This window comes from Labrys sp. Lb11 (assembly GCF_057554225.1).
Map to the genome: position 1 here is coordinate 232,338 of NZ_BAAJOT010000006.1, position 22,179 is coordinate 254,516.

The following is a 22,179-nucleotide window of genomic DNA, read 5'->3' on the forward strand; positions in this document are numbered from 1 at the left end:
GCCTCGCGGCGCTATTGATCGGGGCTCCCACCCGCCGATCCCTCCCTCGAGTGCCCGATGTTCAAGAAAATCCTGATCGCCAATCGCGGAGAGATCGCCTGCCGCGTGATCAAGACGGCGCGACGCATGGGCATCAGGACGGTCGCCGTCTACTCCGAGGCCGATCGCGACGCGCTGCATGTCGAGATGGCCGACGAGGCGGTCGCCATCGGTCCGGCGCCGGCGGCCCAGTCCTATCTCGTCATCGAGCGCATCGTCGAAGCCTGCAAGGCGACGGGCGCCGAGGCCGTGCATCCGGGCTACGGCTTCCTGTCCGAACGCGAGGCCTTCGCCGAGGCTCTGGCGGCGGCGGGCATCGTCTTCATCGGCCCCAATGCCCGGGCCATCGCCGCCATGGGCGACAAGATCGAGTCCAAGAAGGCGGCGGCCGCGGCTGGCGTCTCCACCGTGCCCGGCCATCTCGGCGTCATCGCCGATCCCGCCGAGGCGGTGCGCATCGCCGACGAGATCGGCTATCCCGTGATGATCAAGGCCTCGGCCGGCGGCGGCGGCAAGGGCATGCGAATCGCCCACGGCGCCGCCGAGGTCGAGGAAGGGTTCAGGCTGGCCCGTTCGGAGGCCAGGTCATCCTTCGGCGACGACCGCGTCTTCATCGAGAAGTTCATCGTCGAGCCGCGGCATATCGAGATCCAGGTGCTGGGCGACAAGCACGGCACCGTCATCCATCTCGGCGAGCGCGAATGCTCGATCCAGCGCCGCAACCAGAAGGTCGTGGAGGAGGCGCCGTCGCCGCTGCTCGACGCCGAGACGCGGGCGCGCATGGGCGCCGAGGCCGTCGCCCTGGCCAAGGCCGTCGCCTATGATTCCGCCGGCACCGTCGAGTTCGTCGTCGGCCAGGACAAGAGCTTCTTCTTCCTGGAGATGAACACCCGCCTGCAAGTCGAGCATCCCGTGACGGAATTGGTCACCGGCATCGACCTGGTCGAGCAGATGATCCGCGTCGCCGCCGGCGAGGCGCTGGCCATCCGCCAGGAGGATGTGCGGCTGAACGGCTGGGCGATCGAATCGCGCGTCTATGCTGAGGACCCGACGCGCGGCTTCCTGCCCTCCACCGGCCGCCTCGTCACCTATCGCCCGCCGGCCGAGCGCCAGGAGCGGGGCATCACGGTGCGCAACGACACCGGCGTGTTCGAGGGCGGCGAGATCTCGATCCACTATGATCCGATGATCGCCAAGCTGTGCACCCACGCGCCGACGCGCATCGCCGCCATCGACGCCATGGCGGACGCGCTCGATGCCTTCGCCATCGAAGGCATCCGTCACAACATACCGTTCGTGGCGGCGCTGATGCAGCATCCGCGCTGGCGCGAGGGGAGGCTCTCCACCGCCTTCATCGCCGAGGAGTTCCCGGCCGGCTTTGCGCCGGCCGTGCCGTCGGGCGACCTCGCCATGCGCCTGGCGGCGGTCGCCGCCGCCATCGACCACATCCACAACCAGCGCAAGCGCCGCATCAGCGGCCAGTTCGCCTGGCGGTCGGTGGTGTTCGAGCGCCAGCGCGTGGTGATGCTCGACCGGGAGGGCTTCGACGTCGAGGTCGACGAGGCGCAGGGCGACATCCAGGTGGCCTTCCCCGGTTGCGACGGCAGCGCCGGCGCGCTGCGCACCCTGCGCAGCGCCTGGAAGCCGGGCGAGCCGGTCTGGCGGGGCTTCATCGACGGCGAGCCGGCCTCGGTGCAGGTGCGCCCGATCCTGAACGGCGTCGCCCTGACCCATCGCGGCGCCGGCGCCGAGGCCCGGGTCTTCACCCGGCGCGAGGCTGCCCTGTCCCGGCTCATGCCGGTGAAACTGGCCGCCGACGCCGGCCGGGCGCTGCTCTGCCCGATGCCGGGGCTGGTCCGCTCCATCGACGTCTCCGTCGGCCAGGAGGTCAAGGTTGGCGAGGCGCTGTGCGTGGTCGAGGCGATGAAGATGGAGAACGTGCTGCGGGCCGAGCGTGACACCACCGTCAAGGCCATCCGCGCCAAGCCCGGCGACAGCCTCGCCGTGGATGCGGTGATCATGGAATTCGCCTGACGGCGCTTGCCGCTATTTCGGCGCGGCCGTGCCGGGGCCGCGGCTCGCGCGCATCTCGTCCAGGGCGACGTCGAGCGCCTGCGCGGGCGACAGGTCGAGCCGCCGCGCCTGCCCGGCCAGCCAGGCCGCATGCACCAGGCGGATTTCCACCGGGATGCGGTCCAGCCCGAGGGCGAAGGCGGCGGCGACCCGGTGCTTGCCGGACGTGTGGCGCACCAGCGCGCCGTCCGGCCCGATCGCCACGCCGATCTCGCGCTCGGCCATGTCCTGCCAGACCGAGCGCATCGAGCGGTGCGACTGGCCGGTCCGCTCGGTCGTGCCGATCCGGTCGCGCGGCAGGATGCCGGTGCGTTCGATGCTCTCGACCAGGTCGACGTAATATTGGAAATAGGCGTCGAGCTTGGCCTCGGTGTCGAGCCGGATGCCGTTGCGCGATCGCGGCTGGCCCTCGGCAATGCGCCTGGCGAAGATCCTGTAGATGCGGCTGTCGCGGAACTGGTGACGGGCCTGGCAGATCTCGACCACTTCCCGGTGCGCCGGCGACTGGACGATCGGCGAGAGGATGCGGCTCCAGTCGCCGCCGTCGAGGAAGAACTCGCCGATCCAGCGCATGGACCGGCCGTCCTGGACATAATCGCTCAGCCGATGCGTCAGCTGCCGCGGGTCGATCTCCAGGCGCAGGCGCCGGCCATAGAAGAAGGCGGCCTGCCGTGCCGGCACGGCGACGCCGCCCGCTGCCGCGAGCCGGGCCGCCGCACGGTCGAACTTGCCGGCGAAGCCGAAACGGGCCCCGAGATAGGGCCGCAGCGGCAACCAGTCCGCCAAGCGCCCGGCAAGGCCGGGCGCCGGCGGCTGGTGCGCCGGCGCCACAGGCGCATAGATTTCCTCGGCACGCGTAGAATCGGTCAAATCGACGTCCCTGCGCCGCCCCCCCATCGCCGGCACGCTGGGCGCACGGCGGGCCGGGACGGCCGGCAACCATTGCGGCCGTCCGCCCCCGTCCGGAGTCGTGACGCGAGGGAAGTCGGCATACCCCGCGATTTCTAGGCGTTCGGGGCCGGGGTTTCAACAACCCGCCGATCCGCCGCCGCTTTGCCAGCCTCAATGCGACTTGGGCGAGGCTGTCCCGAGCGAGGCGATGATCTCGTCGGTGCGGGCGGAGCAGGCCTGCAGCACCGCCTCAAGCATCAGGCCGCGCAGCGCCGGCAGTGCCCGCGACAGGGTCAGGTCGACCTGCAGGTTGGCGAGGCCGATGATGTCGTCCGAGGCCAGGGGCGTGCCGGCGCTGCGGGCCGCCAGCTGCGTGCGGGCAAGATCGGTGCCGGCCGTGCGGGCGGCGGCCTCTATGACGGCCGAGAGTTCCGAGAAAGTCGACATGATGGGGATCCTTCCGTAAGACGCCTGTGGTGACTGTGGTCCTGGAGAGAATGTCCGTAGTTCCGCCTCAATTCACGAGCATGCGCTGTGAATCGACGTTGCAGGGGGCCAGCCTTGGGGACTTGGACGAAAGAGCGGGTCCAGGCGCTGTTGCGCCGGCATCAGTTCGGCTATCAGCGGATCGAGCTGCCTCACGGCCTGTACACGCCGGGCGACGATCGTTCCGGTACGGCCGCGCGGATCTTCCCGGATGATCTGACCGGCAAGACCGTCGTCGATTTCGGCTGCAACCACGGCTATTTCTGCTTCGAGGCCATCCGCCGCAATGCCAGCAGGGTCGTCGGCTACGACATGAGCCCGGCGATCATCCGGCGGGCCAAGCTGCTGGCCCTGTGCTTGGGCGTCAGCGTCGAGTTTTCCGTGCTCGATCTCAATGCCGGCCTTGGCGATGAGGCCTTCGACTACGTGCTCTGCCTCAACGTGCTGCATCATCTGGAAGACCCTATCGCAGTGCTGCAGGGGCTCGGTCGAATCGCACGCGAGCGGCTGATCGTCGAACTCGCCTCGCCGGGCTGGCGGGAGGTGCTGATGCGGCGCATGTCCCCGCTCCATCTTCTGTTCATGGCCTATGCGCCGATCCTCTACATCAATCGCCGCGGCAAGTATCTCATGAGCGTGACGGCGGCGCGGATGCTGCTGGCGCGCGACAGCGCCTTCAAGCGCATCGAGACGGTGCGCTCGGGCTTCAAGCGCCGCTGGCTGGTGATCGCCAGCAAGACGGGAGCGGAGGCCGCGGAAGCGGCGGAAAAACCACGGCGCGGCCAGCCGCGAACTTCCCGGACCGCCCCTGAAATGCGATAGGCAGGAGACCATGGCAGGGCGGTGTGGGCGACCGCCATGGGCCGGATTGCGACGAAGGGGCTCTTCTTGGAAATTCTGCAGCAGATTTTCGACTGGGACGCGGTGCCCGGTCATATCGCCTACGCCATCATCGCCGTCTCCTACCTCCTCACCAACATCTTCTGGCTGCGCGTCGCCGCCGTCGTCGGCATCGCCTTCGAGATCGCCTATTTCTTCTTCAGCGGTTCGCCGGTGTGGACCAGCATCCTCTGGGACACGGCCTTCATCGCCATCAACCTGGTCCAGGTCGGGCGGCTGCTGCGCGACCGGCTCAGCCTGAAGCTCACCGCCGACCAGCGCGCCTTCATCGCTCCGATCGTCGGCCAGCTCGACAAGGCGCAGATCGCCCAGCTCCTGCGCACGGCGCAATGGCGCGAGCTCGCCGCCGGCTCGGTGCTGACGGCGGAGGAGGAGCCCGTCGCCGACCTGACCTTCATCTGCGAGGGACGTACCGAGGTCGTCGTCAAGGGCCAGGTCGTCGCCCATGTCGGGCCGGGGGCCTTCATCGGCGACGTCTCCTTCACCACCGGCGTGCCCGCGACCGCGACGGTGACCGTGGACGAGCCGGCCCGCGTGCTCGCCTTCGACCAGGACAAGCTGCATGCCCTGTGCAAGCGCGACCAGCAGATCGCCTCGGCGCTCTACCGGCGCATCGGCGGCGGTCTCGCCGACAAGATGCGCGTGACCACCGGGCGCCTGTGAGGAACCGCCCGGCCAGGCGGGACCTCCCGGACCCGCCTGTGCCGCCATTGCTCCCGACGGCATTGATTTAGCGTCGGAAATGCGGGGAGCGATCGTGGCGAAGAGCTGAAGATCCGCCCGCGAGGCATCCCCTGCCGGGCGAGTTTGCCGCATCGCCGGCAAGGGCCCGTTAACCATCCCGGGAGCATGCTGCCGCCATGCAACGCTCCTCTCTCTCCCCCCTGGGCATGGCCGCCCTGCTGCTCTCGCCGTCCGGCGCCATCGGCCGGTCCGCCTTTGCCGGCGGCGCGGCCGCGCTCTGCCTGATCACCGCCCTGTCGGATCGGGTCGTGGCGCGGCTGGCCGATCCGCGCGGCATCGTCCCCTTCCTGTTCGTGATCGGCGTCGCCTGGTCGGCAGGGTGCCTGTCGCGCAAGCGCCTGCACGACCTCGGCTGGTCGGGCCTTGCCATCGCCCTGTTCCTGGCTGCCTACATCCTGGTCGTGACCGGCTCGCCCTTCGTCCTGACCTTGCCGGCGGAAGGCACGTGGAGTCGCGCCCTGCTGATGACGGCGCTGTTCGCCGGGCCGATGATCGGCTGGTGCGCCTGGCTCGCCGGCATGCCGGGCGAGGCCTCGCGCGAAGCACGCCTGCCGGTGGCGGCTGCGGTTCGCGCCTGAGGCCTGACCTCCGCGGGCAGGGCTCGCGGCAGACGGTCTCATACGGCGCGACAAGCGCCGGCAGCAGGTGTAATATGTCGTCGGCGGCTCGGCGTCACCGGCGGGCAGGTCCAGGCATCTCGCCATCTTCGCCAGAGCCGTCCCGTCATGTCGGGCGAGTGCCATGGCGAACCGACACACCGATGCCATCAAGGCGACGATCCCTGCGACCGCCGGCGTCAGTCTGTTGCCGCTGGACGTCCGCCGTATCGGCGCCGCAGACATTCGGGAGGTGCTGGCAAGGGGCATCGACGATTTCTGGGCGAAGCCGAGCCATCTCCTGTTTCTCGGGATCATATATCCGCTGGCCGGTGTCTTCCTCGGCCGGCTCGCCATCGGCTACGACGTCCTGCCTCTTCTGTTCCCGCTCGTCGCCGGCTTCGCGCTGGTCGGCCCCTTCGCCGCCGTCGGCCTCTACGAGATCAGCCGACGGCGCGAGAAGGGCCTCGACACCGCCTGGGTGCATGCGCTGGACGTTTTCCACCGGCCGTCCAGGGCCGCAATCGCGGAGCTCGGCTGCCTCCTCATGGTGATCGACATCGCCTGGCTGGTCGCCGCGATGCTGCTCTACCGCTGGACCTTCGGCGATGCCATGCCCGCCACGGTCACCGGCTTCCTCCTTGAGGTCCTGACCACGCCGCACGGGTGGGCGCTGATCGTCCTCGGCAATGGCGTCGGCTTCCTCTTTGCCCTCCTCGTCCTGGCGATCAGTGTCGTGTCGTTTCCGCTGCTCGTCGACCGGGATGTCAATGCGATCGTGGCCGTGCGCACGTCGATCCGGGCCGTTCGGGTCAGTCCGGCGGCGATGGCTCTCTGGGGCCTCGTCGTCGCCGGAGGGCTGGTGGCCGGCAGCCTTACTCTGTTCGTGGGCCTCGCCCTGGTGATGCCGATCCTGGGGCACGCGACCTGGCATCTCTACCGCCGGGTCGTGGAAACGTGAGGCGGCGGCGCATCTCGAGGGAGGTGCAGGAACATGCCCATCGCGATCGTCCTGGTCCTCGTCGCAGTCGGCTCGGTGCTGTTCCATGTGCTGAGCCCGTGGTGGGGGACGCCGATCGCCTCCAACTGGCGTTACATCGACAGCACCCTGATCATCACCTTCTGGATCACCGGCCTCGTCTTCAGCGCCGTCGTCCTGTTCATGGCCTACTGCGCCTGGCGCTTCCGCCATCGGCCGGGGCAGCGGGCCGCCTACGAGCCCGAGAACAGGAGGCTGGAATGGTGGCTTGCCGTCGGCACGGCGTTGGGAGTTGCCGCCATGCTGGTGCCCGGCCTGTTCGTCTGGCACCAGTTCATCACGGTTCCCGCCGATGCCTCGCAGGTCGAGGTTGTCGGCCAGCAGTGGCAGTGGAGCTTCCGCCTGCCGGGCAGGGACGGCCGGCTCGGCGCCGCCGACACGCGCTATATCACCGCCGACAATCCCCTCGGCCTCGATCCGGGCGATCCCGCCAACAGGGACGACGTGGTGATCATCGGCGACGACCTGCACCTGCCCGTCGGCAAGCCGGTGAAGGTGCTGCTGCGCGGCATCGACGTCGTGCATGATTTCTACGTGCCGCAGTTCCGGGCCAAGATGGACATGATCCCCGGCATGGTGACCTATTACTGGTTCACGCCGAGCCGGACCGGCTCCTTCGAGGTGCTGTGCGCGAAGCTGTGCGGCACCGGCCATCCCTATATGCGCGGCCGCGTCGTGGTCGACGAGCCCGGCAAGTACCAGGCCTGGCTGCAGCAGCAGCGGACCTTCGCGCAACTCTACGCCCCGGCTCAGGCCAGGGCGAACCAGCCCCGGACCGGCGGGTAGGCGGGGCGATCCCGGCGACGGAGCCCGGGCCCGAGGCTTCGCCGCCGCCAAGCGAGGAGGGCGTCTTGATGGTCGATTCCACGCTGGGCGCGGCTGTACCGGTGCCGCCTGCCGAGGTCGCGGACGTCGAGCTCTACCATCCGCGGAGCTGGCTGACGAAATACGTGTTTTCCCAGGACGCCAAGGTCATCGCCGTGCAGTACGCCTGCACGGCGATGGCCATCGGGCTGGTCGCGCTGGTGCTGTCATGGCTGATGCGGCTGCAGCTCGGATTCCCCGGGGCGTTCTCCTTCATCGACGCCGACCACTACCTTCAGTTCATCACCATGCACGGCATGATCATGGTGATCTACCTGCTCACGGCCCTGTTCCTCGGCGGCTTCGGCAACTACCTGATCCCGCTCATGCTCGGCGCTCGGGACATGGTATTCCCTTACGTCAATATGCTCAGCTACTGGGTCTATCTCCTCGCCGTGCTGGTGCTGGCGGCCTCTTTCCTCGCGCCCGGCGGGCCGACCGGCGCCGGTTGGACCCTCTACCCGCCACAGGCCATCCTGTCCGGGACCCCCGGGCGGGACTGGGGCATCGTCCTGATGCTCTCCTCGCTGATCCTGTTCATCGTCGGCTTCACCATGGGGGGCCTGAACTACGTGGTGACGGTGCTGCAGGGGCGCACCCGCGGCATGACGCTGATGCGCATGCCGCTCAGCATCTGGGGCATCTTCACCGCCACCGTCATGGCGCTGCTGGCCTTTCCCGCCCTGTTCGTCGCCGCCGTGATGATGCTGCTGGACCGCCTGCTCGGCACCAGCTTCTTCATGCCGGCCATCGTCGCGGCGGGGGAGAGGCTCGACTACAGCGGCGGCAGCCCGATCATGTTCCAGCACCTGTTCTGGTTCTTCGGCCATCCTGAGGTCTACATCGTCGCCCTGCCGGCCTTCGGGCTCGTATCCGACCTGATCAGCACCCACGCCCGGCGCAACATCTTCGGCTATCGCATGATGGTGTGGGCGATCGTGGCCATCGGCGCCCTCAGCTTCGTGGTGTGGGCTCACCACATGTATGTCAGCGGCATGAACCCGTATTTCGGGTTCTTCTTCGCTACCACCACGCTGATCATCGCCGTGCCGACCGCCATCAAGGTCTACAACTGGGTGCTGACCCTGTGGCGCGGCGACATCCATTTTACCGTGCCGATGCTGTTCGCCCTCGGCTTCATCGTCACCTTCGTCAATGGCGGCCTCTCCGGGCTCTTCCTCGGCAATGTCGTCGTCGACGTGCCGCTGTCGGAGACGATGTTCGTCGTCGCCCATTTCCACATGGTGATGGGCGTGGCGCCGATCATGGTCGTCTTCGGGGCGATCTACCACTGGTATCCCAAGATCACCGGCCGCCTGCTGAACGAGGTGCTCGGGCGGTTTCACTTCTGGGTCACCTTCCTCGGCGCCTATGCGATCTTCTTCCCCATGCATTATCTCGGCCTGCTTGGCGTGCCGCGCCGCTATTTCGAATGGGGCGACACCGCCTTCATTCCGGCCTCCGCCTATACGCTCAACGCCTTCATCAGCGTAGCGGCCCTGGTCGTGGGCTTTGCCCAGATGGTGTTCCTGTTCAACCTGATCTGGAGCCTGTCCAGGGGACGGGAGGCGGGCGGCAATCCCTGGCGGGCCACGACGCTGGAATGGCAGACCCCGCAGACGCCGCCGCCCCACGGCAACTGGGGCAAGGACCTGCCGGTGGTCTACCGCTGGGCCTATGATTACAGCGTTCCCGGCGCCGTAGAGGATTTCATTCCGCAGAACCAGCCTCCGGCTCCGAACCCCGCCTGAGGAGACGCCATGATCGTCATCGCGCTCTTCATGATCGGAATGGCGGCCGTTGCCGGATGGTGGCTGTCGCGCCAGGGGCTGATGAGCAAGCCCTGGCTGGAGGAAGGCCTGGCCGGCGTCGCCCCGTCGGCCGGCGGACCGGCGCTGCCGGTTGAACCGGCTGTGCCGGTTGAGAAAATGGGGCTGCGCGTGTTCCTGGCCGTTGTCGGGTCCCTGTTCGCCCTGCTGGTCAGCGCCTACGCCATGCGCATGCAGGCGGCGGACTGGCGTCCCGTGCCGGTGCCGGCCCTGCTATGGCTCAACACCGTCCTGCTGGTGCTCAGCAGCATCGCGCTGCAATGGGCGCGGGCCGCCGCGCGCCGCGGCGAGACGGCGGATGTCCGGATCGGCCTTGCCGCCGGCGGCGGCTCGGCGCTCGCCTTCCTTGCCGGCCAGATCCTTGCCTGGAGAGAGCTCGATGCGGCCGGCTACTTCCTTGCCGGCAATCCCGCCAGCTCGTTCTTCTACCTGATCACCGCCATGCACGGGCTGCACGTCGCGGGCGGCCTCCTCGCCCTGGGGCGGACAGCGATGCGGGCCTGGGGCCGGTCCGAGGCGGGGCGCCTCAGGCTGAGCGTCGAGCTGTGCGCCGTCTACTGGCACTTCCTGCTCGGCGTCTGGCTGATCCTGTTCGCCCTGCTCACGGGCTGGGCGGGCGATTTCGTCGTCATCTGTCGTCAACTGCTGACCTAGGGATGGTGACATGGCGGACCAAGCGATGATCGATGCCGGAGCGGGCAAGGCGCACCCGCAAGGCTGGCGCGGCGTTGCCGCGGACTGGGCCTCCGACCAGAGGGCGTTCAAGGACGTCTCCTGGGGCAAGGCCATGATGTGGATCTTCCTGCTGAGCGACACCTTCATCTTCAGCTGCTTCCTGCTCGGCTACATGACGGTCCGCATCTCCACGACGGAGCCCTGGCCCAACACCAGCGAAGTCTTCGCCCTCGGCATCGGCGGGCATTCGGTCCCGCTCCTCCTGATCGCCGTCATGACCTTCGTCCTGATCAGCAGCAGCGGGACGATGGCCATGGCCGTCAATTACGGCTACCGGCGCGACCGGGTGAGGACGGCCGTGCTGATGCTGGCGACGGCCGCCTTCGGCGCCACCTTCGTCGGCATGCAGGCCTTCGAGTGGACGAAGCTGATCGGCGAGGGCGTCCGTCCCTGGAGCAATCCCTGGGGCGCGGCCCAGTTCGGCTCGGCCTTCTTCATGATCACCGGCTTCCACGGCACCCATGTCACCATCGGCGTGATCTTCCTGCTGATCATCGCCCGCAAGGTCTGGCGAGGTGACTTCGACCGGGGCAGGCGAGGTTTCTTCACGAGCCGGAAGGGCCATTATGAGATCGTCGAGATCACCGGCCTCTACTGGCACTTCGTCGATCTGGTCTGGGTCTTCATCTTCGCCCTGTTCTATCTGTGGTGAGGCGCGACATGGCACGCGTGGAAGGACTGTCGGGGGAGCGGCCGGAGCCGCTGCGTGGGGAGGGACACGCAGGAACCGAGCCGGACGCGGCACACGCCCGCGGCCAGCAGCACCCGATCGGGCTCTATCTGGCGGTCTGGGGATGGCTGTTCGTCCTGAGCACCTGTTCCTATCTCGTCGACTATTTCGGCCTTGTCGGCACTCTCCGCTGGTCGCTGATCCTGACCTTCATGGTCCTGAAGGCGGGCCTGATCGTCGCGGTGTTCATGCACATGGCCTGGGAGCGGCTGGCCCTGATCTACGCCATCCTGGTTCCCCCGGTGGCGGTGCTGGTGTTCCTGGCGATCATGGTGCAGGAGGCGGGCTACACCCATCTCACCCGCATCGTCTTCTTCGGCCTCGGCTCCTGATCACCCAGGCTTGTCCGGCCGGGGCATGAAGTGCCCGAGCAGGTCCGTCGGCAGGGGAAAGACCACGGTCGAGGAGCGTTCGCCGGCAATGTCGTGCAGCGCCGCGAAGTAGCGCAGCTGCATGGCCTGCGGTTCCCGGGCGAGGATACGTCCCGCCTCGACGAGCTTCTCGGCCGCCTGCTGCTCTCCCTCCGCATTGATCACCTTGGCGCGCCGCAGGCGCTCCGCCTCGGCCTGCTTGGCGATGGCGCGCACCATGCTCTCGTTGAGGTCGATATGCTTGATCTCGACATTGGTGACCTTGATGCCCCAGGCATCGGTCTGCTGGTCCAGGATCTCCTGGATGTCGCTGTTGAGTCGGTCGCGTTCCGCCAGCATCTCGTCGAGCTCGTGCTTGCCGAGCACCGAACGCAGGGTGGTCTGCGCCAGCTGGCTGGTCGCGGCCAGGAAGTCCTCGACCCGGATCACGGCCCGCTCGGGATCCATGATGCGGAAGTACAGGACGGCGTTCACCTTCACCGACACATTGTCGCGGGAGATCACGTCCTGCGGCGGCACATCCTGCACCACCACCCGAAGATCGGCCTTCACCATCTGCTGCACGAAGGGGATGAGCAGGATCAGGCCGGGGCCCTTCACGCCGGTGAAGCGGCCGAGGGTGAAGATGACGCCACGCTCGTACTCCCGCAGGATGCGGATGGTTGCGGAGAGGAAGGCGGCCACGACGAGAGCGAACAGGCCATAGGCGACATAGCTCAGCATCATCGGGATTCTCCGTCGCTTGCGGTTCCCCGGGGCCGCGGCTTCGCCGTCGAGCCTGACTCGATGCTTCGAAGGCTCGGCGCAAGATCCTGGGGCATCGGGCGTTTCGTCCTCAGGATCCGGATGAGGGCGCCTGGCGCCGTACCGCCAGGGTCAGGCCGTCGACATCGGCCACCTCGACTGTGTCCCCCGGCCGGAAGGCTTCGTTCCCGGTCGCGAGCCAGCGTTCTCCCTCGGCGAGGACATGCCCTCGGTCGTCGGTCCAGTCGAGGATCCGGACCGGCAGCCCGAGCATCGCCGGTGCGCCGACGCGGACCGGGGTGCGGCGGGCCTTCCGCAACTGGTGACCCGTCAGCAGGCTCAGGCCAAGGAGCAGGGCCGCGACCGGGCCCACGACGGTCCAGGACAGCTGATAGCCGGGCTCGCCGTTCCGGAGCAGCATGGCGGCGCCGAGGAGGAAGGCCGCGACGCCGCCGAGGCCCAGCACCACCGTCGGGCTGTAAGCCTCGACGGCGAGGAAGACGGCTCCGAGCAGCATCAGGGCCATCCCGGCATAGTCGGTGGGCAACATGTTGAAGGCGTAGAGGCCGAGCAGCAGGCAGATGGTGCCGACCACGCCCGGCGCCACGGCGCCCGGGCTGGAGAACTCGAAGATCAGGCCGTAGATGCCGACCAGCATCAGGACGAGCGCGACGTTCGGGTCCGTGATCACCGAAAGCAGGCGGGTCAGCCAGTCCGGTTCCACCGCGTCCACCGTCGCTCCCCTCGTCGACAGGCGGCGGGGGCCGCCGGCAACCTCCACCGTCCGTCCGTCGATCCGGTCGAGCAGGTCATGCGTGTCGACGGCGACAAGGTCGACGACATGGGCCTGCAGGGCGGCGTCGGCGGACAGGCTCGCCGCCTCGCGCACGGCCTTCTCGGCCCAGTCGGCATTGCGCCGGCGCAACTCGGCCAGGCTGCGGATGAACGCGGCGGCGTCGTTGGTCATCTTGGCGGTCATGGCATCGCCCGTCGGTCCATCCTTCTCGTCCTTGCCGCTTCCGCCGCCCGGCAGGCCGGGCAGGGGGCCGCCCAGGCTGACCGGCGTGGCGGCGCCGAGATTGGTGCCCGGCGCCATGGCGGCGACATGAGTCGCATAGAGGATGTAGGTGCCGGCGCTGGCGGCATGCGCTCCCGAGGGCGCGACATAGCCGACGACCGGAACCGGCGAAGCCAGCACCGCGGCGATGATCTCGCGCATGCTGGCGACGAGGCCGCCCGGAGTGTCGAGGCGCAGGATCACGACCACGGCCCCGCGCTCGGCCGCCGTGGCAAGGCCGTCCCGGACATATCTGGCCGTCGCCGGTCCGATCGGACCGTCGATGGAGACGACCAGCGCAAACCGGGTATCGCCCGCCGTGCCGCCACGGGCGGGGGCGATGGCGGCTGCCGCAGCGACGAAGAGCGCCGCCGCAAGAAAGGCTGCGCGCGCGAGGATCACGCCGAACACTCCCTTGGGAGGATATGGGGAGCGGGCGAAGCGGAATCCATAAGGCCTGCTCCGCCTTGCGCCATTGGACATAGGGGATGGACGCAACGGTGCCGATGATCAGGTGTCGGAGCGCCACGACCGGGACGGCCTTTTCGTCGGGTTCAGGCTGGCAATGGCGATGGCGATGCCGGGGTGTCGCGTGCCGGTCGCGAAGCCCAGCCCAGGGATAGTCGGACCGTGGGCCTGCAGGAGTGACGGGCGGAACCGTTCACCTCTGTGGATTGATCCGTGGCCTCGCCCGCGCCTTCGGCGTAGAATACGGAAGGTGGCCGACGGAATGCTCCGGGCCGCGGGAAACCCTGCCGGCGCGGAGCGCCGGACATGGCGCCTTCGACAGCTCCGAGGAGATGGCCGGGCCATCGGGAGGATGGGCCATGACGACCTACATCATGCTCGCGCACTGGACGGACCAGGGGATTCGGCAGGCCAAGGAGTCGCCCAACCGTCTCGACAAGGCGCGGCAGTTGCTCCGGGACATGGGCGGGGACTTCAAGCAGTTCTTCCTCACCATGGGCAAGTACGACTTCATCGCGATCTATGAGGCGCCGGACGACGCCGTGGCGGCGAATTTCAACCTGCGGCTCGGCATGCTCGGCAATATCCGGACCCAGACCCTGAAGGCCTTCCCGGAGGCGGCCTATCGCGAGATCATGCGCGGTCTCACATAGGGTTGTCCGGCGTCCGCGCCCGCGGCGCCACGCCGGCGATGCCCTGCCGGAAGGCGGGGGCGCCGCCGCGACGGCCGCGTCGACGCTCATGCGTCCGGCGCAGGGGAGATCGCCGCAGTGGCGCCGAAGACCGGCTCGAACGCCGCCCGCAGCGCCGCATCGGCGTCCGCCATGGTGACGGGCAGGCCGAGATCGACCAGGCTGGTGACGCCGTGGTCGCGCACGCCACACGGCACGATGCCGGAGAAATGCTCCAGATCCGGCTCGACGTTCAGGGCGATGCCGTGGAACGACACCCATTTGCGCATGCGGATGCCGATCGCGGCGATCTTGTCCTCCGCGCCCTCGCCGCGCTCCGGCCGCCGCACCCAGACGCCGACGCGCTCGTCCCGCCGCTCGCCGCGCACATGGAAGGCCCAGAGCGTGTCGATCAGCCACTGCTCGAGCGCCGCCACGAAGGCGCGCACGTCCTCGCGCCGGCGCTTGAGGTCGAGCATGGCGTAGGCGACCCGCTGGCCGGGGCCGTGATAGGTGAACTGGCCGCCGCGTCCGGTCCAGTGCACGGGGAATCGGTCGGGGGCGACGAGGTCCTCGGTGCGGGCCGAGGTGCCGGCGGTGTAGAGCGGGGGGTGCTCGACCAGCCAGATGCGCTCGGCCGCCGCGCCCTCGGCGATCAGCGCCACCCGTGCCTCCATCTCCGCCACCGCGGCTTCGTAGGGCGTCAGCCCTTCGGCGACCACCCACTCCGCCGGCGGCGCGCCGGGCAGGGGAAGGAAGGATGTTTCGAGATGCCCGCGACCGTTAACCACTCGTTCACCATAAGATGCTGACCTGACGCGGAGCCCGCCGCCGACTGGAGCAGATTTAATGCCGGCGCTCAGGATTGCCATGCCCGTTCTCGACGATGTCCCCCTCGAACTTGCTGTGGTGCTCGGCGCCACCACCATGCCGATCCACCAGTTGCTGCGGATGGGCCGCGGTGCCGTGATCGAGCTCGACCAGGGCGAGGACGAGGATGTGCTGATTCTCGCCAACAACCTGCCGGTGGCGACGGGCACCGTGTCGATCAACGGCAGCCGCATCGCCATCGAGGTGCGGGAATTGCTGCGCAAACCCGCCTCGGTCGCCGAGATCTGAGCCCGGATCCGCGTCCGCGCGATCATGGTGCGGAATCCCGCGTTTTCGTCCTTGTCGCCTCCGTATCGATCTGTTAGACGATGCCGCGCTTCGCCGGGCAGCCGGTGATGCGGACGCGGTCATGGCGGAACTGGTAGACGCGCTAGCTTGAGGTGCTAGTCCTGCAAGGGGTGGAGGTTCGAGTCCTCTTGACCGCACCAGCCAATTCGAAGGGCGCTGAAACCGGACGGTTTCGGCGCCCTTTCTTCGTCTGGACACGAGGCAAGGCCACAGCGGCCCGGTGTTTGCGCGCTTCGCGATCGTGACGCGGGCGCCATCCGCTTGTGGAGGCCGTGGCCGATAGCCGGCCGTGATCGCCTCGAAGGCAGCATTGCGCGTCGCGGCGAGTGCCCCGATACGCGCTTCTACAGGATGAAGTCGCTCGCCTGCAGCGATGTCAGGTGGTCGACCTGGATCGAGAAGTCTGCCTTGCCGTCGCCGTTGACGTCGCCATAGACATAGGCGTTCCCGTTCACAGCCTGGTAGCGCAGCTCGCCGGCGTGGTGGGTGAAGGCGGCGCTGCCGAGGAACTTGAAGGCCTGGTTGCCGGAGGCGACGCTGTTGGCATCGATCTCCTTCAGGTCGATGCGATCGCCCTCCGCGGCGTTGAAGTCCTGGATGATGTCCCGGCCAAAAGCGGCCGCGGAGCTCTCCGATGGCGCGGAAAAGACGAAGCGGTCGGCCCCGAGGCCTCCGGTCAGCCTGTCGGCGCCGGCCCCGCCGACCAGGATGTCGTTGCCGCCGCGGCCGTCGAGGCTGTCATTGCCGGCAAGGCCCTTCAGCGTGTTGGCGCCGGCATTGCCGAAGATCCGGTTGGCGAGGGCGTTGCCGGTGCCGTCGATGTCGTGGACGTTGGCCAGGACCAGGGTCTCGACCTTGCCCTTGCAGTGGTAGGGATCGGACAGGCTGAAGCTTACCGACGCATAGACCTTGTCGACGCCGCTCGTGCCGGTCTCGTCGACCACGTCCCTGGCATTGTCGACGTAGTACGTGTCATTGCCGTCGCCGCCGATCATTTTGTCGGCGCCGGTGCCGCCATCCAGCGTGTCGTTGCCGGCGCCGGCGTTGTCGGTCAGCGTGTCGTTGCCGTCGCCGCCGTTCAATGCGTCATGGCCGTAGCCGCCGAGCAACGTGTCGTTGCCGGCCCCGCCGTTCAGCGCGTCATCGCCGTAGCTGCCGGAGATGGTGTCGTTGCCCGCATCGCCCCAGAGTGAATCGTCGCCGAAACCTCCGTCGATCTCGTCGTTTCCGTCGTCGCCGTGGATGGTGTCGATCCGGTAACCGCCAAAAATGCGGTCTGCGCCGGATCCGCCATGGACAGTGTTGTCGCCGTCGCTTGTCCCGTCTTTCGGATTGACCCAATTCGAGCCGGCATAGATCGTATCGTCGCCGGCTCCGCCGAAGATCATGTCGCCGACCGCCGTGACGAAGTCGACGTAGTCGATGACGTCGTCACCCGGATTTCCGGACGTGAAACGAAGCCCGGAGGTGCTTCCTTCGTCGATCGTCTCTCCGTCGATGACGACCGCGCCGTGGAAATTGCTGCTGACGACGTCGACCGTGTAGTCGCCCTTGGCGCCGTGCAGATCCTTGACGCCGATGAAGAAGGTCCCGCTGGTCGTGGCGGTGAAGCCGAGCGATCCGTCGCCCTGGACGAGCGCGACGCCGTCGGCGTCGAACAGCCGCAGGTCGATGCCGCCGCTGACGCCTGCGCTGCTGAGGTCGCGGCCGAAAAAGCGATAGGTGGTGCCGGCGACCAGGTCGAGCCTGATCCAGTCGCTGTCTCCCAACCGCTCGAACGATCCCGAATATGAGGCGACTGTCTGGACATCGCCCTGGAATGTGGCGGTCGTGGTCGTGTTGTTGGGAAGGTCGACCATGGGCTGTGCACTCCGGTCATCGAAGGCCCTTGCCTGGGGGCCCCGAACTCACGGATGCCATCTCATCTTACGTTATGTCAACTGATCCCTGCGTCATGTCGTCTCGCGGCGAGGCCAGCTTCCGCGCCGGCGTCATCGAACGCCCGGCTTTGCCGCGACCGGAACGCGGCGCCGTGCTGCGCCGAGGCGGAGGGACAATCGAAGGTCAAGCCGCGCGATGTGCGATACGGGCGGTCCCGTCCGGCGCGGAAGCGACGGCGCAACGGCCCTTGCCCCAGGACTTGGCCTTGTAGAGGGCGTCGTCGGCCGCTGCCAGGAGAGTGTCGACGTCGCCGCCGTGCTCCGGCGCCAGGGCGATGCCGATGCTGACGCCGACCCGCGCGACGATGGCGTCGTCGAGATCGTAGGGCACGGCGATGACGCCGATCAGCCGCTGGCCGAACTCGGTCGCTCCGGTCGCGTCGACGCCCCGCGCCACGACCACGAACTCGTCGCCGCCGACGCGCGCGGCTGAGTCGCCGGCGCGCAGCACGCCCCGCAGGCGCTCCGCCACCAGGCGCAGCAGGCGGTCGCCGACGGGATGGCCATGGGTGTCGTTGACCGTCTTGAAGCCGTCGAGGTCGAGATAGAGCAGCGCCAGCGGCTCGACGCCGGCCGCCTCCCGGTTCCGCGGCGCGATCTCCGCGGCGAGGCCCGAACGGTTCGACAGGCCGGTGAGCGCGTCGTGGCGGGCGCGGTGGTCGTTCTCGCGCTCCGCCCGCATGGTGGCGACCATCATCTTGTTGAGGCGCACGGCCGCCAGGCTCATGGCGATGAAATAGGCGGGCAACTGGATGAACACCACCAGCATCGCCGGCTCGCCCGACAGCGCCGCGCCCAGGCCGCACGGTCCCAGGCTGAGGAGGATCATCAGGGCGACGAGGCGGGGCGCGCCGAAATTGCGGAAGGCGATGCCGCCCACCATGGCGGCCGCGGAGACGCACGCCAGGGTCGCGGCGACCCAGTCGCCGCTCGCCATGCTGATGAGAGCCCCATAGCCGACGCTGGCGCTCCAGCACAGCGCCAGGACCAGATAGATGTCGGTCGGCGTCGGCAGGCCGGCCCGGGCCCGGCGATAGGCGAGGACCAGCACGGCGAGGCGGGCGAGGCAGACCATGCTCTCCAGCGCCAGCCAGGCCAGGAACGGCGCGGTGGGCACGCGCCAGGCGAGCACGCCGGAGACGGCGAGAGTGTTGACGATGCCGCCGGCGAAGACCGGCAAGGTGCCGAACAGGCTCGCGATCAGCGAGACGCGGATGGCGTCGGGCACGTCGGGGCCGGCATCGGCCAGCCATCGGGTGAAACGCCACCGCGGCAGGCTGAAGGTCCTGGTCTCGTTGAGCATGGGGTATCCCTGTCGCCCCCCGCAGAAGCCGTATCGTCGCCTAAGAAAGGGTTCCATCCTTTCCGGCTCGCATGGCGTCATTAAGGAAATACAAACACCTGGCGAGCGCCTTGGCAAACCACGATTGCCCGCACTTTTGCGGCGACGGCGGCCCAAAGCAACCGTCTCGAAAGCCGGCTTCGCGTTGAACGTGCCGAAGTCCAGCCCGATGTCCCCGAGACCGTGTCCGGTGGCGACGATCCCGGCCTTCACGTCGCTTGTGCGGGGCCCGGATGGCGCCCTCGGTTCGGATGGAAGAACCCGAGCGCCTCAGCCCGCCTCGGCGGGACGGGCGGACAGCGCCGTGCCGACCGAGGCCGTGACGATCAGGCCGATCGCCAGCCACTGCGTCGAGGCCAGCGTCTCGCGCAGGAGGAACAGGCCGACCAAGCCTCCCATTGCCGGCTCCATGCTCATCAGCGTGCCGAAGGAGCGGGCCGGCAGCCGGCGCAGCGCGAACATTTCCAGCGAGAACGGGACCGCGCTCGACAGCACCGCCACGCCGAGCGCCAGCGGCAGCAGGCCGATGTCGAGCAGCGACGCGCCGGCGTCGTGCGCGCCGAAGGGCAGGGCGTCGAGGCCCAGGCGAACCGCCGCTCCCGGACCGTCATGCCGCTCAGCTCTTCGGCGCCGTCCGGTGCGAGGACAGGATCCGCTCCGTCTCGGATGTCCAACCCGCCGGCGCCGGCCTGGTTTCGAGCGAGCCGGGGCCGGGCACGAGGTGGACGATGCGGTAGCCTTTCGCCTTCAGGGCCTTGAGGAAGTCCGGCAGCATGGCCACGGTGCGCGGCTGGATGTCGTGCAGCAGCACGATGCCGCCCTTGGCGCGGTCGAGGCGGGCAAGGAGTCGCTGCAATTCCTCCTGCGGTGTCTGCGGCTCCCAGTCGCTGGCCCAGAGATCCGCGCCGAAGACGACGACGTCGCGGTTGGCGAGCCAGGCATCGAGATCGGGCGTGTCGGCAAAGCCCGGGAAGCGGAAGAAGGGCGTATGCGGCTGCGTGCCGGCCGCGCCGAAAGCGGCGCGGTCGACGGCCTCGAAGCCCCTCTCGATGTCGGCCTTGGCGGCGTCGGGGCGCAGGCGGCGCATCAGCGGGTGGGTCATCGAGTGGTAGGCCACGGTGTGGCCTTCGCGCTGGACGCGGGCGGCGAGGCGGGGGGCGGCGGCGGCGTTGCGGCCGATCATGAAGAAGGTCGCCTTGACGCATTCGGTGCCGAGCGCCGCCAGGACGCGTTCGGTCTTGCCCGGCATCGGTCCGTCGTCGAAGGTCAGGACGACCTCGCCCGGCGCCAGCTTCAAGGTGCGCGGATAGGTCTTCAGCCCGACGGAGCCGCCGCCGAGCGTGCCGACGGGCAGCACGCGCGAGACGCCGAGCGCGTCCGGGCCGCAGGCCAGGGCAGAGGAGGCGAGCAGGGCCAGCAGGCCGGCGAGGAGGAAGCGTTTCATCGCGCCCCTCTGGCACGCGATTGCGACCGTGTCGAGACGCTCCGGAGTCCGGCCATCAGGCCATGGTCTCGTCGAGGCAGTCGAGCAGCAGCGTGGCGGCGTTGCCGAGGTCGGCGACGATGCTGGCCCGCACCGCCTTGCCGTCGCGTTCGCGCATGGCCCGCAGCATCTCGGCATGCTCGCGGTTGGAAGCCGTGTAGTTGCCGCTGGCGTGCAGCACATGGAAATAGGGGCTGATCTGCAGCCACAGGCTCTCGATCATCGCCAGCAGCACATCCGACCCCGCCGCCCGGTAGATGGCGAAGTGGAAGTTCCGGTTGGCCCGCACATAGCCCTTCACGTCGCCGGCGGCGGCCGTGTCGACGAGCGCGTGCCACTCCCGCTCCAGGATGGCGATGTCGGCCGGCGTCGCCTGCGCGGCGGCCCATTCGCCGGCAAGCCCTTCCACTTCCAGGCGCACGCGCTTGAGGTCGAGCAGGCGCTCGCGCCTGAGGCGGGGAATGCCGATCGAGCGGCCGGAGATCACGGTCAGCGCCCCGGCGGCGGTCAGGCGCTGCAGGGCCTCGCGCACCGGCATGGCGCTGACGCCGAACGCGTCCGACACCGCCTGGATGGTCACGGTCTGCCCGGGGGCGATCTCGCCGTTGAGGATGAGGTCGGACAGCCGCCGGTAGACCTGCTCCTGCATCGTCGCCTTGGGCACGAGGCTCACGGGTAGGGGAATCGATTTCGGCACGGACCGGTCCAGACGTGGGGGAGGCCTTCAATGCACCGCCGGCAAACGCGGATCAATCGCATCCTCGCACTTGCGGATTTTTCAATCAATGATCTATGATCAAAAGTAAGCGGACGATGAACCGCATGACGGCGCCGCGTCGGCGGCACCACACGAAGGGAGGACTGACATGGGAATCCGGTCGACGATGCGTCGCGGCCTGTGGGGAGCGGCGCTGGCGGGCGTCCTGGCGCTGGGCGCCCATCCCGCGGCTGCCGCGGGCAAGTTCAAGGTCTTCCTGAGCATGAGCTATATCGGCAATGACTGGCAGGCCGAGGCCGCCAACATGGTCAAGGCCATGGCCGCCCACGGTTCGCTCGCCGACAAGGTAGACCTGCAGGTCCAGGTGGCGGGCCCCAACGCCCAGCGCCAGATCCAGCAGATCAACGCCATGGTCCAGGCCGGCGCCCAGGCGATCGTGGTCTATCCGATCTCGCCCACGGCCCTGAACGCGGCGGTGAAGAACGCCTGCGCCAAGGGCGTGGTGATCATCGCTTATGACGGCGCCATCACCGAGCCCTGCGCCTACAACGTCACCATCGACCAGGAGGAGGCCGGCCGCGTCACCGCCGAATGGCTGGCCAGGAAGCTGGACGGCAAGGGCAACATCGTGCTGATCACCGGCGTGCCCGGCACCTCCGTCGACACGCTGCGCACCAAGGCGGCGAAGGAGGTCTTCGCCAAGCACCCCGACATCAAGATCGTCGGCGAGGCGGTCGGCATGTGGAGCCAGGCCGTGGCCCGCACCGAGCTTTCCAAGATCCTGGCCACCCGCAACTGGGACCAGATCGACGGCCTGTGGATGCAGGTCGGCTGCTACACCGCCAACAGCATGCAGATCGAGGCCGGCAAGCAGATCAAGGACCTCAAGCCCTGCGCCGGCGAAGGCTCCAACGGAGGCCGCGTCCAGATGCTGCCGGTCGGCACCGAGGTCGAGGGGGCGAACGGCACCTATGTGCCGATGGGGGCGCCGCGCATCTCCTATGCCTCGCCGCCCTATTCCGGCGGCCTCGCCCTGAAGCTGGCGGTGGAGAAGCTGGAGGGCAAGGACATCCCCAAGCTCACCACCCTGCCGCTGCCGCTGGTCACCAACGAGACCATCAAGCTGTGCGAGGAAGGCAGCTGGGCCGAGATGAAGGCCGGCTGCAATGCCTTCAAGCCTTCGATCGTGCCCAATCCCGGCTGGTTCGCCTCGATCTTCTCCGACCAGACGCCGGAGATCGGCCTCAACGCGGCCCTGGTGGGGCAGCCGGAGAACTGAG

At 68.4% G+C, this 22,179-nt stretch carries 23 protein-coding genes and 1 tRNA gene; 14 read left to right on the forward strand and 10 right to left on the reverse strand.

The window, feature by feature from the left end; all coding sequences use genetic code 11:
• Nucleotides 1–57 precede the first annotated feature (57 nt).
• The gene (locus AC27L4_RS23060) at nt 58–2,073 is read left to right on the forward strand and encodes an acetyl-CoA carboxylase biotin carboxylase subunit (RefSeq protein WP_487144711.1); all 2,016 of its coding nucleotides are present in this window, start codon (nt 58–60) and stop codon (nt 2,071–2,073) included.
• Between the two features lie 12 nt (nt 2,074–2,085).
• Here the strand turns inward: AC27L4_RS23060 and AC27L4_RS23065 are convergent, their stop codons facing one another.
• Together AC27L4_RS23065 and AC27L4_RS23070 are read right to left on the reverse strand one after the other, a co-directional pair.
• The gene (locus AC27L4_RS23065) at nt 2,086–2,982 is read right to left on the reverse strand and encodes a hypothetical protein (RefSeq protein WP_487144712.1); all 897 of its coding nucleotides are present in this window, start codon (nt 2,980–2,982) and stop codon (nt 2,086–2,088) included.
• 192 nt (nt 2,983–3,174) lie between these two features.
• Nucleotides 3,175–3,450 (reverse strand): hypothetical protein, encoded by a 276-nt coding sequence (locus AC27L4_RS23070; protein ID WP_487144713.1) that lies wholly within the window; start codon nt 3,448–3,450, stop codon nt 3,175–3,177.
• A gap of 87 nt (nt 3,451–3,537) precedes the next feature.
• Between AC27L4_RS23070 and AC27L4_RS23075 the strand changes: the two genes are divergently transcribed.
• The 9 genes from AC27L4_RS23075 to AC27L4_RS23115 all read left to right on the forward strand — a co-directional run bounded on the left by AC27L4_RS23075 (nt 3,538) and on the right by AC27L4_RS23115 (nt 11,258).
• The gene (locus AC27L4_RS23075; protein ID WP_487144714.1) at nt 3,538–4,311 is read left to right on the forward strand and encodes a class I SAM-dependent methyltransferase; all 774 of its coding nucleotides are present in this window, start codon (nt 3,538–3,540) and stop codon (nt 4,309–4,311) included.
• A gap of 66 nt (nt 4,312–4,377) precedes the next feature.
• Complete coding sequence (locus AC27L4_RS23080; RefSeq protein ID WP_487144715.1) at nt 4,378–5,052, forward strand: Crp/Fnr family transcriptional regulator; 675 nt, start codon at nt 4,378–4,380, stop codon at nt 5,050–5,052.
• 197 nt (nt 5,053–5,249) lie between these two features.
• Nucleotides 5,250–5,711, forward strand: coding sequence for a DUF805 domain-containing protein (locus tag AC27L4_RS23085; RefSeq protein ID WP_487144716.1), 462 nt, complete (start codon nt 5,250–5,252; stop codon nt 5,709–5,711).
• Between the two features lie 163 nt (nt 5,712–5,874).
• The gene (locus AC27L4_RS23090; RefSeq protein ID WP_487144717.1) at nt 5,875–6,690 is read left to right on the forward strand and encodes a DUF2189 domain-containing protein; all 816 of its coding nucleotides are present in this window, start codon (nt 5,875–5,877) and stop codon (nt 6,688–6,690) included.
• Between the two features lie 33 nt (nt 6,691–6,723).
• Nucleotides 6,724–7,554 carry a cytochrome c oxidase subunit II gene (locus AC27L4_RS23095; RefSeq protein ID WP_487144718.1) on the forward strand — a complete coding sequence of 277 codons (831 nt, stop codon included), beginning with the start codon at nt 6,724–6,726 and terminating at the stop codon, nt 7,552–7,554.
• 68 nt (nt 7,555–7,622) lie between these two features.
• The gene (locus AC27L4_RS23100) at nt 7,623–9,383 is read left to right on the forward strand and encodes a cbb3-type cytochrome c oxidase subunit I (RefSeq protein ID WP_487144719.1); all 1,761 of its coding nucleotides are present in this window, start codon (nt 7,623–7,625) and stop codon (nt 9,381–9,383) included.
• A 9-nt stretch (nt 9,384–9,392) separates the two neighbouring features.
• Complete coding sequence (locus tag AC27L4_RS23105) at nt 9,393–10,115, forward strand: cytochrome c oxidase subunit 3 (protein ID WP_487144720.1); 723 nt, start codon at nt 9,393–9,395, stop codon at nt 10,113–10,115.
• A 10-nt stretch (nt 10,116–10,125) separates the two neighbouring features.
• Nucleotides 10,126–10,848 carry a heme-copper oxidase subunit III family protein gene (locus tag AC27L4_RS23110; protein ID WP_487144721.1) on the forward strand — a complete coding sequence of 241 codons (723 nt, stop codon included), beginning with the start codon at nt 10,126–10,128 and terminating at the stop codon, nt 10,846–10,848.
• A gap of 8 nt (nt 10,849–10,856) precedes the next feature.
• Nucleotides 10,857–11,258, forward strand: coding sequence for a cytochrome C oxidase subunit IV family protein (locus tag AC27L4_RS23115; RefSeq protein WP_487144722.1), 402 nt, complete (start codon nt 10,857–10,859; stop codon nt 11,256–11,258).
• Here the strand turns inward: AC27L4_RS23115 and AC27L4_RS23120 are convergent, their stop codons facing one another.
• Together AC27L4_RS23120 and AC27L4_RS23125 are read right to left on the reverse strand one after the other, a co-directional pair.
• Entirely contained in the window at nt 11,259–12,023 is a 765-nt protein-coding gene (locus AC27L4_RS23120) for a slipin family protein (RefSeq protein ID WP_487144723.1), read from the reverse strand. It lies immediately after the preceding gene.
• A gap of 109 nt (nt 12,024–12,132) precedes the next feature.
• Nucleotides 12,133–13,500, reverse strand: coding sequence for an NfeD family protein (locus AC27L4_RS23125; RefSeq protein ID WP_487144724.1), 1,368 nt, complete (start codon nt 13,498–13,500; stop codon nt 12,133–12,135).
• A gap of 425 nt (nt 13,501–13,925) precedes the next feature.
• On the opposite strand from AC27L4_RS23125, the gene AC27L4_RS23130 reads away from it, so the two are divergent.
• The gene (locus AC27L4_RS23130) at nt 13,926–14,219 is read left to right on the forward strand and encodes a GYD domain-containing protein (protein ID WP_487144725.1); all 294 of its coding nucleotides are present in this window, start codon (nt 13,926–13,928) and stop codon (nt 14,217–14,219) included.
• Between the two features lie 86 nt (nt 14,220–14,305).
• On the opposite strand, the gene lipB is transcribed toward AC27L4_RS23130, so the two are convergent.
• Nucleotides 14,306–15,028 (reverse strand): lipoyl(octanoyl) transferase LipB, encoded by a 723-nt coding sequence (gene lipB / locus AC27L4_RS23135; protein WP_487144726.1) that lies wholly within the window; start codon nt 15,026–15,028, stop codon nt 14,306–14,308.
• Between the two features lie 79 nt (nt 15,029–15,107).
• On the opposite strand from lipB, the gene AC27L4_RS23140 reads away from it, so the two are divergent.
• On the forward strand, nt 15,108–15,356 hold the full coding sequence (locus tag AC27L4_RS23140) for a FliM/FliN family flagellar motor switch protein (protein ID WP_487144727.1): 249 nt from the start codon (nt 15,108–15,110) through the stop codon (nt 15,354–15,356).
• Nucleotides 15,357–15,471: 115 nt separating this feature from the next.
• Nucleotides 15,472–15,556 (forward strand) — tRNA-Leu (locus AC27L4_RS23145).
• Nucleotides 15,557–15,760: 204 nt separating this feature from the next.
• On the opposite strand, the gene AC27L4_RS23150 is transcribed toward AC27L4_RS23145, so the two are convergent.
• From AC27L4_RS23150 to AC27L4_RS23170, 5 genes are all read right to left on the reverse strand, one after another.
• On the reverse strand, nt 15,761–17,275 hold the full coding sequence (locus AC27L4_RS23150) for a calcium-binding protein (protein ID WP_487144728.1): 1,515 nt from the start codon (nt 17,273–17,275) through the stop codon (nt 15,761–15,763).
• Between the two features lie 205 nt (nt 17,276–17,480).
• Nucleotides 17,481–18,659, reverse strand: coding sequence for a diguanylate cyclase (locus AC27L4_RS23155; RefSeq protein WP_487144729.1), 1,179 nt, complete (start codon nt 18,657–18,659; stop codon nt 17,481–17,483).
• Nucleotides 18,660–18,968: 309 nt separating this feature from the next.
• A complete protein-coding gene (locus AC27L4_RS23160) occupies nt 18,969–19,283 on the reverse strand; it encodes an EamA family transporter (protein ID WP_487145240.1) in 315 nt (104 codons plus the stop codon).
• 31 nt (nt 19,284–19,314) lie between these two features.
• Nucleotides 19,315–20,142, reverse strand: coding sequence for a polysaccharide deacetylase family protein (locus AC27L4_RS23165; protein ID WP_487144730.1), 828 nt, complete (start codon nt 20,140–20,142; stop codon nt 19,315–19,317).
• Between the two features lie 55 nt (nt 20,143–20,197).
• A complete protein-coding gene (locus tag AC27L4_RS23170; protein WP_487144731.1) occupies nt 20,198–20,854 on the reverse strand; it encodes a GntR family transcriptional regulator in 657 nt (218 codons plus the stop codon).
• Nucleotides 20,855–21,047: 193 nt separating this feature from the next.
• Between AC27L4_RS23170 and AC27L4_RS23175 the strand changes: the two genes are divergently transcribed.
• The gene (locus AC27L4_RS23175) at nt 21,048–22,178 is read left to right on the forward strand and encodes a sugar ABC transporter substrate-binding protein (RefSeq protein WP_487144732.1); all 1,131 of its coding nucleotides are present in this window, start codon (nt 21,048–21,050) and stop codon (nt 22,176–22,178) included.
• Nucleotide 22,179: the final 1 nt, after the last annotated feature.

Bases quoted from the DNA above. Each gene is read 5' to 3' on its own strand.
- AC27L4_RS23060 (WP_487144711.1), top strand. From the start codon at position 58: ATGTTCAAGAAAATCCTGATCGCCAATCGCGGAGAGATCGCCTGCCGC.
- AC27L4_RS23070 (WP_487144713.1), bottom strand. From the start codon at position 3,450: ATGTCGACTTTCTCGGAACTCTCGGCCGTCATAGAGGCCGCCGCCCGC.
- AC27L4_RS23085 (WP_487144716.1), top strand. From the start codon at position 5,250: ATGCAACGCTCCTCTCTCTCCCCCCTGGGCATGGCCGCCCTGCTGCTC.
- AC27L4_RS23090 (WP_487144717.1), top strand. From the start codon at position 5,875: ATGGCGAACCGACACACCGATGCCATCAAGGCGACGATCCCTGCGACC.
- AC27L4_RS23095 (WP_487144718.1), top strand. From the start codon at position 6,724: ATGCCCATCGCGATCGTCCTGGTCCTCGTCGCAGTCGGCTCGGTGCTG.
- AC27L4_RS23100 (WP_487144719.1), top strand. From the start codon at position 7,623: ATGGTCGATTCCACGCTGGGCGCGGCTGTACCGGTGCCGCCTGCCGAG.
- AC27L4_RS23105 (WP_487144720.1), top strand. From the start codon at position 9,393: ATGATCGTCATCGCGCTCTTCATGATCGGAATGGCGGCCGTTGCCGGA.
- AC27L4_RS23110 (WP_487144721.1), top strand. From the start codon at position 10,126: ATGGCGGACCAAGCGATGATCGATGCCGGAGCGGGCAAGGCGCACCCG.
- AC27L4_RS23115 (WP_487144722.1), top strand. From the start codon at position 10,857: ATGGCACGCGTGGAAGGACTGTCGGGGGAGCGGCCGGAGCCGCTGCGT.
- AC27L4_RS23120 (WP_487144723.1), bottom strand. From the start codon at position 12,023: ATGATGCTGAGCTATGTCGCCTATGGCCTGTTCGCTCTCGTCGTGGCC.
- AC27L4_RS23130 (WP_487144725.1), top strand. From the start codon at position 13,926: ATGACGACCTACATCATGCTCGCGCACTGGACGGACCAGGGGATTCGG.
- AC27L4_RS23140 (WP_487144727.1), top strand. From the start codon at position 15,108: ATGCCCGTTCTCGACGATGTCCCCCTCGAACTTGCTGTGGTGCTCGGC.
- AC27L4_RS23150 (WP_487144728.1), bottom strand. From the start codon at position 17,275: ATGGTCGACCTTCCCAACAACACGACCACGACCGCCACATTCCAGGGC.
- AC27L4_RS23155 (WP_487144729.1), bottom strand. From the start codon at position 18,659: ATGCTCAACGAGACCAGGACCTTCAGCCTGCCGCGGTGGCGTTTCACC.
- AC27L4_RS23165 (WP_487144730.1), bottom strand. From the start codon at position 20,142: ATGAAACGCTTCCTCCTCGCCGGCCTGCTGGCCCTGCTCGCCTCCTCT.
- AC27L4_RS23175 (WP_487144732.1), top strand. From the start codon at position 21,048: ATGGGAATCCGGTCGACGATGCGTCGCGGCCTGTGGGGAGCGGCGCTG.